We start from the raw sequence: 6,214 nt of genomic DNA on the forward strand, positions 1-6,214 counted from the left end.
GGGTGGCCCTGCGGTGGCTGCCCGCCCGGGTGGACTACGCCCTGGCGGCGCTGCTGACCCTCGTGCCCACCGCGGCCTCGGTCGCCGTCTTCGCGGGTGCGGTGGCGCTCTACTGCCTGGCGGTGGCGGGCGGCGTCGCGTTCTGACCGGGGCCGCCCTCCGCCGAGCAGGTGTCGTCGGAGCAGTCCCGGCGGCGCCACCGTTGGGCCACGGCGGCCACCAGCAGTGCCAGGGACAGCACCGCCAGGAACGGTTGCAGCGGCGCCCACAGTCCCAGCGCGCCGGAGGTGCCCAGCGCCACGAGGACGAGCTTGTTGCACACCGGGCACCCCACGGCGAACACGGTCAGCACCACCCCGGCCAGCGGTTTGCGCTTGGCCTTCTCGGACGGCGGCGGGCCCTGGATCGCGAACCACGCGAACGTCAGCGCCGCGGTCGCGGCCAGCACCGGGTACTCCCACCAGCGCACCGGGATCTCCCGGGTGAACAGCGGGGTGTCGATGATGTCGGTCGGGATGCCCACCGCCAGCAGCGCGAGCAGGCCCATCAGTCCCGCGCGGGCGTAGCGGGCCGTGCGGGGGCGGGTGGCGGGTTCGGCGGGATTCGGCACCGGCTCCACGGGCGTGTCCAATCGGCTCGGGACTTCGTGTTTACTATGCTGCATAGTAGTTCAAGTCCTGACTGACCGGGAGAGCCGATGTCGAACACGTCGCGGCGTACGTCGAAACGCGACCTCACCCTGGTGGCCGTCCTCGTGGTGGCCGCGATCGGGTTGATCACCTACCTCGTCGTGTCCCAGTCGGGCGGCGACGACGGCGCCGCACAACAGCCCGCCGGTCCGCCGGGCCCCTCGGCCTCGCAGAGCCAGGGTAGTGCCGGTGGCGACGAGAGTCCGCTGTCCGGCCTGGCCCGGCGCGACGAGGGCGACCCGACGGCGCTCGGCCCCGTCGACGCCCCGGTGACGATGGTCATGTACTCGGACTACCGGTGCCCGTTCTGCGCGAAGTTCAGCCGGGACATCGAACCCGAGCTGATCGACCGCTACGTCGACTCCGGGCAGCTGCGGATCGAGTGGCGGGACTTCCCGATCTTCGGCGAGCAGTCGGAGACGGCAGCCCGGGCCGGTCGCGCCGCCGCCGAGCAGGGCAAGTTCTGGGAGTACAACCGCGCCATCTACGAGGACTCCCCGGAGCGCGGCCACCCGGACCTCACCCGCGAGGTGCTCCTCGACTACGCCAATGAGGTCGACATGCCGGACATGGAGACGTTCACCGCCGATCTGGACGACCCGAGCCTGGACGAGCCGGTCCGGGAGGACCTGCGGCAGGGCAGCTCGATCGGCGTGTCCAGCACCCCGACGTTCGTGATCAACGGTGAGCCCATTCTCGGCGCGCAGCCGCTCGACACGTTCGTCGAGGTCATCGAGGGCGCTGCGGGGCAGCAATGACCGAGGTCGGTCTGCTCGGGGCCTTCCTGGGGGGTCTGCTCTCCCTGGTGAGCCCGTGTTCGGCGTTGCTGCTGCCGTCGTTCTTCGCCTATGCGTTCGACACGGTCGGCGCGCTGGCCCGTCGCACCGTGCTGTTCTACGCGGGCCTGGCGCTCGTGCTGATCCCGCTCGGTGCGGGGGTCGCGGCGGTGGGTGCCCTGGTGACGCAGTACCGGGGCACGGTGACCCTGGTCGGCGGGCTGGTGCTCGTCGCACTGGGCGTGCTGATGATCCTCGGCCGCGGGTTCGGCTCGAACACCGCGCAGAATGCCGCCGCGAAGATCAGGATCTCGTCCGGCTTCTCGGTGTTCGCCCTGGGCACCGTGTACGGGCTGGCGGGGTTCTGCTCCGGGCCGTTGCTGGGCAGCGTGCTCACCGTGTCCGCGGCGGGCGGGGATCCGACCTACGGGGGCGCCCTGATGGCGCTGTACGCGCTGGGGATGGCCGCGCCGCTGTTCGTGCTCGCCCTGCTGTGGGACCGCTTCGACCTCGGCCGCAAACAGTGGCTGCGGGGGCGTGAGATCACCCTTGGCCCGCTGCGCACGCACACGACGAGCCTGATCTCCGGCCTGCTGTTCATCGGCGTGGGGATGCTGTTCCTGTTCACCGAGGGCACGGCCAATCTCGGCGGCCTGACGAGCGTGGACACCCAGTTCTCGATCCAGGAATGGGTGCAGGGCTTCACCGGCGAGGTGTCCAACATCGTGGTGCTGCTGGCGCTGGTGCTGCTGGCGCTGGCGGTGGTGCTCGTGCGGATGCTGCGCTCCCGGCGCCGGGAGGACGGCGGGGACGGCGAGCACGAGGCCGACCCGGAGCGGGCCGGACAGACCCACCGGTGAGCCGGGACGGGGCGTCCCGGCGGTGCGGATCATCCGGTCCGCGCCGCCGGGAACGCGCCGTCCACCGGTCCGGCGGCGGGGTTCACCACCGCCGGACGTCGAGCACGATGTCGATCGCCGTGCCGCGGTCGGTGTCCCGCAGCACGTGCTGCAGGGCGTCGACCCGCAGGCCGCCCGCGGCCTCGGCGAGGTCGGTGATCGACGGCATCACGTCCGGGTCGGGCGGTCCGCCGACCCCGCGTTCGTAGTTCTCCCGGGCGTGTCCCAGGTAGAACAGCCTTCCGCCGTCGGCCAGCCAGCTCGTGGCGCGGCGCAACGTGCGCACCAGGTCGGTCGCCGGGATCTGGAGGAACCCCACCAGCACCAGGTCGACGGCCTGCGCGGGTTCCCACGTCGTGACGTCGCCGAGCCGCCAGTCGATGTCCGTGCCGTAGCGGTCCCGGGCGGACTCCAGGGCCACCGGGGAGAAGTCCACGGCGGCCACCTTCCACCCTTTCGAGTGCAGCCACGCGGCGTGCCGGCCGTCCCCGCACGCGAGGTCGACGGCGGTGCCGGGGACCGCGTCGTCGAGATACGTGCGGATGGTCCTCGCCGGCGCGTCGCCCCACGGGGACGGGTCGACGCGGTAGCGTTCGTCCCAGCTGGACGGATCGGTGGGCGGCACGGGTCCTCCTCGCTCGGGTTATCGGTTCGGGCATCGGGTATCCGACCACCGAGCCTGCCACAGACCGACGAGGGATGACCGTTCATGGACGTCGACGTCATTCGTACCGAGCAACTCGGGGACCGCAGTTACCTGGTGCACGACGGATCGCAAGCCCTGGTCGTCGATCCCCAGCGGGATTTCGACAGCATCGAGGAGCTCGCCCGCGCGCGGGGCGTGCAGATCACCCACGTCGCCGAGACGCACCTGCACAACGACTACGCCACCGGCGGCCCGCAACTCGCGCTGCGCCACTCCGCCACCTACCTGGTCGGCGAGACCGAGGGGCTGGAGTACGACCACCAGCGGATCCTGCCGGGCGACCGGATCGACATCGGACGGATGACGCTGACCGCCGTGGCCACTCCCGGGCACACCGAGCACCACCTGTCCTACGTCGTCGACGGCGACGGCGAGCAGGCCGTGTTCTCCGGCGGCAGTCTGCTGTACGGGTCGGTGGGCCGCACCGACCTGGTCGATCCGCAGAAGACGACGGCACTGACACGGGCGCAGTTCCGGTCGGCGCGGCGGCTGGCCGAGCAGGTCTCCGACCGCGCCACGCTGTACCCGACGCACGGGTTCGGCAGCTTCTGCTCCTCCGGCCCGGCCACCGCCGCCGACAGCTCGACGATCGGGGAGCAGCGGGAGCACAACCACGCGCTGACCGAGACCGACGAGGACCGCTTCGTCGACCAGCTCATCGCGAACCTCACCGACTACCCGTCGTACTACGCGCACATGGGGCCGCTGAACCGGATGGGGCCGAGTGCGCCGGACCTGACGGTGCCCGAACCGCTGTCGACCGGCGAGCTGCGCAGCCGCCTCGACCGCGGTGAGTGGGTGGTCGACCTGCGCAACCGGGTCGCCTTCGCCACCAAGCACCTGGAGGGCACGGTCAGCATCGAGTACGGCGACGGCAAGCAGTTCACCACGTTCCTCGGGTGGACGCTGCCGTGGCTGGACCCGATGACCCTGGTGGGCTCGGAGGACGACATCCGTGCCGCCATCCGGGACCTCTCGCGCATCGGCATCGACCGGCTGGACGTCGCGCTCGGCGACCCGCCGCAGGATCTGGCGGACGGCATCCCGACGACGTCGTTCCCCAGTGTGGAGTGGCGGGACCTGGCGGCCGAGTTCTCGGCCGGGCGCGCGCCGACCGTGCTGGACGTGCGCCGGGACGAGGAGTTCAACGCCGAGCACATCGAGGGCGCGGTGCACGTGCCGCTGCACGAGCTGCTGCCGAGGATGGCCGACGTGCCGCACCGGCGGCTGTGGGTGCACTGCGGCTCCGGGTACCGGTCGGCCATCGCGGCGAGCCTGCTCGAACGGGCCGGCCACGACGTCGTGCACATCAACGGCCTTTACCCGGAGGCGGCCGGAGCCGGCGTTCCCGTCACGACCGGGGAGCGCACCCCGGCGCCGTCGTCCTGAACCGGAGAGTCCGCCGGGCCGGGGCACCGCCGCGTCGGGGCCCCGGCCCCCGGCACGGGTCCGGTCAGGCCCAGGCCGAGCGGACCCAGGCCAGGTTCAGCTCGTCGGAGCCCGCCTTCCGGTGGTGGATGGTCCAGATGCGCTTGTCCTCGTCCACCAGCCCGTGCAGGAAGCCGTCGTCGCAGCGGTAGCTGAGGTGCAGATCCTCGCGGAGGTCGTCGACACCGAGCACCTTCACGCACCGCGTTCCGTCGGCCAGCACCACGAACCACCACGGGTCGACGACGTCGTCCACGACACCGGAGGGGTCGTCGTCGCGCACGTTGACCTTGACCGCGCCCTCGGCGGCCGGGTCCCGCAGGCAGACCGCGACCGTCTCCACCGGGTTGTCCCGGACCTTCTGGTCCGTGACGCTCTCCGTGCCGGTCCCCGGATCCGGCAGGAGTTCCGGGGCGGGGTTCTCCGGGACGAAGCACGGGTCCATCGCCAGGGACGTCTCGTTGGTGAAGCACCGTCGCGCCTGCTCGTTCTCCGGGCTGAGCAGGGACGCCTCGCACCGGCCGGACACCTCGTCGAGGATTTCCAGATCCGACCGGATCATGCCGGACCGGTCGAACAGGGCCGTCCGCCCGGCCCGGGTGGGGTGTTGCTGCTCCTGCTTCGCCGGATCCGGGGTCGCGGAGTCCGCGCCCGCGCCGTTGTCGGTCGTTGCCGGGCCCGGGTCGTCGGCACCCGTGGTGTCCGCCTCGCACCCCACCACCAGTAACAGGGTCGCGACCAGTGCGAGGACCGTCCCGACCCCGCCCCGGGGCCGGGCCGATCCGGATCTGTGGTGCCGCACAACCGTGCCCTTCCGTCCGCGGGCCCCGTGGCCCGACACACCGTCAACACCTGCTCGCGATCGGCCCCAGGGTAGTTGTTCACCCGATGCCGTGGGCGCCCGCGTTGTGCTATCACCGACGCACCGATCATCGAAGAGGAGGCTGTTGATGGCGCAGTCGGTGGACACCCGGCGGGTGGTCAGCCGCGAACAGGTGGTCCACGGCGGCTGCCGGTACTTCCTCCGGCACGGCTCGATCGACATGCCCGCGCTCGCGGCGAGCCTGGCGGTGAGTCGGGCGACGCTGTACCGGGTGGTGCACCGGCGGGACGCGGTGCTCGGGGACGTGCTGTGGCGGCTGGGTGAACGCCTGCTGACCCGCGCCCGTCGCAGGCGCAGGCGGACCGGGGTCGAGGGGGTGCTGGAGGTGACCCGGTTGTTCTCCGCCGAGTTGCGCAACGCCGGGGCGTTCACCGCGTTCCTGCGGGCCGAGCCGGAGACGGCCACCCGGGTGCTGTTCCACACCCCCGAGGGCGTGCACCGCCGGATGGTGGCGGCACAGCGGGCGGTGCTGCTGGAGAACCGCACGCCGACGTGGCGGCCGACCGAGCTGGACGACCTCGCGTTCCTCTACGTGCGCATCGTGGAGTCCGCTCTGTACGCGGAGCTGCTCAACGGCAGGCGCCTCGACCCGGCCATCGCGGAGCGGGCCGCGCGGGCGCTGCTCACCGACGCCGCGTAGCCCGCGGCCGGGCACCGTGCGCGACCGACCCGGCACGGTGCGACGGCGGTCGCACGTTCGGCCGGATCCCTGGCCCGCGTGGGCTCCGGTGCGGTGGGATGAGCCCTTCGACGGGTGAAAGACCTTCGAAGGGAACGGGGAGCGCGATGGTGGGCTCGGCCGGTCGGCGACTCGGGACCGTACTGCTGGCGCT

The 6,214-nt window shown here is 72.1% G+C and carries 7 protein-coding genes; 4 read left to right on the top strand and 3 right to left on the bottom strand.

What is annotated here, in order from left to right:
• Nucleotides 1–109: 109 nt before the first annotated feature.
• Entirely contained in the window at nucleotides 110–664 is a 555-nt protein-coding gene (locus tag ACTIR_RS0116375) for a hypothetical protein (protein WP_026455096.1), read from the bottom strand.
• A gap of 33 nt (nucleotides 665–697) precedes the next feature.
• Between ACTIR_RS0116375 and ACTIR_RS0116380 the strand changes: the two genes are divergently transcribed.
• Nucleotides 698–1,447, top strand: a complete 750-nt coding sequence (locus ACTIR_RS0116380; protein WP_026455097.1) for a DsbA family protein — start codon at nucleotides 698–700, stop codon at nucleotides 1,445–1,447.
• Nucleotides 1,444–2,325 (top strand): cytochrome c biogenesis CcdA family protein, encoded by an 882-nt coding sequence (locus ACTIR_RS0116385; protein WP_026455098.1) that lies wholly within the window; start codon nucleotides 1,444–1,446, stop codon nucleotides 2,323–2,325. Before ACTIR_RS0116380 ends, ACTIR_RS0116385 begins: the two co-directional genes overlap by 4 nt.
• A gap of 82 nt (nucleotides 2,326–2,407) precedes the next feature.
• Here ACTIR_RS0116385 and ACTIR_RS0116390 read toward each other — a convergent pair whose 3' ends face one another.
• The gene (locus ACTIR_RS0116390) at nucleotides 2,408–2,989 is read right to left on the bottom strand and encodes a class I SAM-dependent methyltransferase (RefSeq protein WP_026455099.1); all 582 of its coding nucleotides are present in this window, start codon (nucleotides 2,987–2,989) and stop codon (nucleotides 2,408–2,410) included.
• Nucleotides 2,990–3,073: 84 nt separating this feature from the next.
• On the opposite strand from ACTIR_RS0116390, the gene ACTIR_RS0116395 reads away from it, so the two are divergent.
• On the top strand, nucleotides 3,074–4,459 hold the full coding sequence (locus tag ACTIR_RS0116395) for an MBL fold metallo-hydrolase (protein ID WP_026455100.1): 1,386 nt from the start codon (nucleotides 3,074–3,076) through the stop codon (nucleotides 4,457–4,459).
• A gap of 64 nt (nucleotides 4,460–4,523) precedes the next feature.
• On the opposite strand, the gene ACTIR_RS0116400 is transcribed toward ACTIR_RS0116395, so the two are convergent.
• Entirely contained in the window at nucleotides 4,524–5,300 is a 777-nt protein-coding gene (locus ACTIR_RS0116400; RefSeq protein WP_026455101.1) for a hypothetical protein, read from the bottom strand.
• 148 nt (nucleotides 5,301–5,448) lie between these two features.
• Here ACTIR_RS0116400 and ACTIR_RS0116405 point away from each other — a divergent pair, with 148 nt between their 5' ends.
• Complete coding sequence (locus ACTIR_RS0116405; RefSeq protein WP_026455102.1) at nucleotides 5,449–6,021, top strand: QsdR family transcriptional regulator; 573 nt, start codon at nucleotides 5,449–5,451, stop codon at nucleotides 6,019–6,021.
• The last annotated feature ends 193 nt before the right edge of the window (nucleotides 6,022–6,214 follow it).

This window comes from Saccharomonospora iraqiensis subsp. iraqiensis (assembly GCF_000430445.1).
Lineage (GTDB): Bacteria > Actinomycetota > Actinomycetes > Mycobacteriales > Pseudonocardiaceae > Saccharomonospora > Saccharomonospora iraqiensis.

Coding starts and splice junctions, on each gene's coding strand:
- ACTIR_RS0116375 (WP_026455096.1), bottom strand. CDS start 664: ATGCAGCATAGTAAACACGAAGTCCCGAGCCGATTGGACACGCCCGTG.
- ACTIR_RS0116380 (WP_026455097.1), top strand. CDS start 698: ATGTCGAACACGTCGCGGCGTACGTCGAAACGCGACCTCACCCTGGTG.
- ACTIR_RS0116405 (WP_026455102.1), top strand. CDS start 5,449: ATGGCGCAGTCGGTGGACACCCGGCGGGTGGTCAGCCGCGAACAGGTG.
- ACTIR_RS0116385 (WP_026455098.1), top strand. CDS start 1,444: ATGACCGAGGTCGGTCTGCTCGGGGCCTTCCTGGGGGGTCTGCTCTCC.
- ACTIR_RS0116395 (WP_026455100.1), top strand. CDS start 3,074: ATGGACGTCGACGTCATTCGTACCGAGCAACTCGGGGACCGCAGTTAC.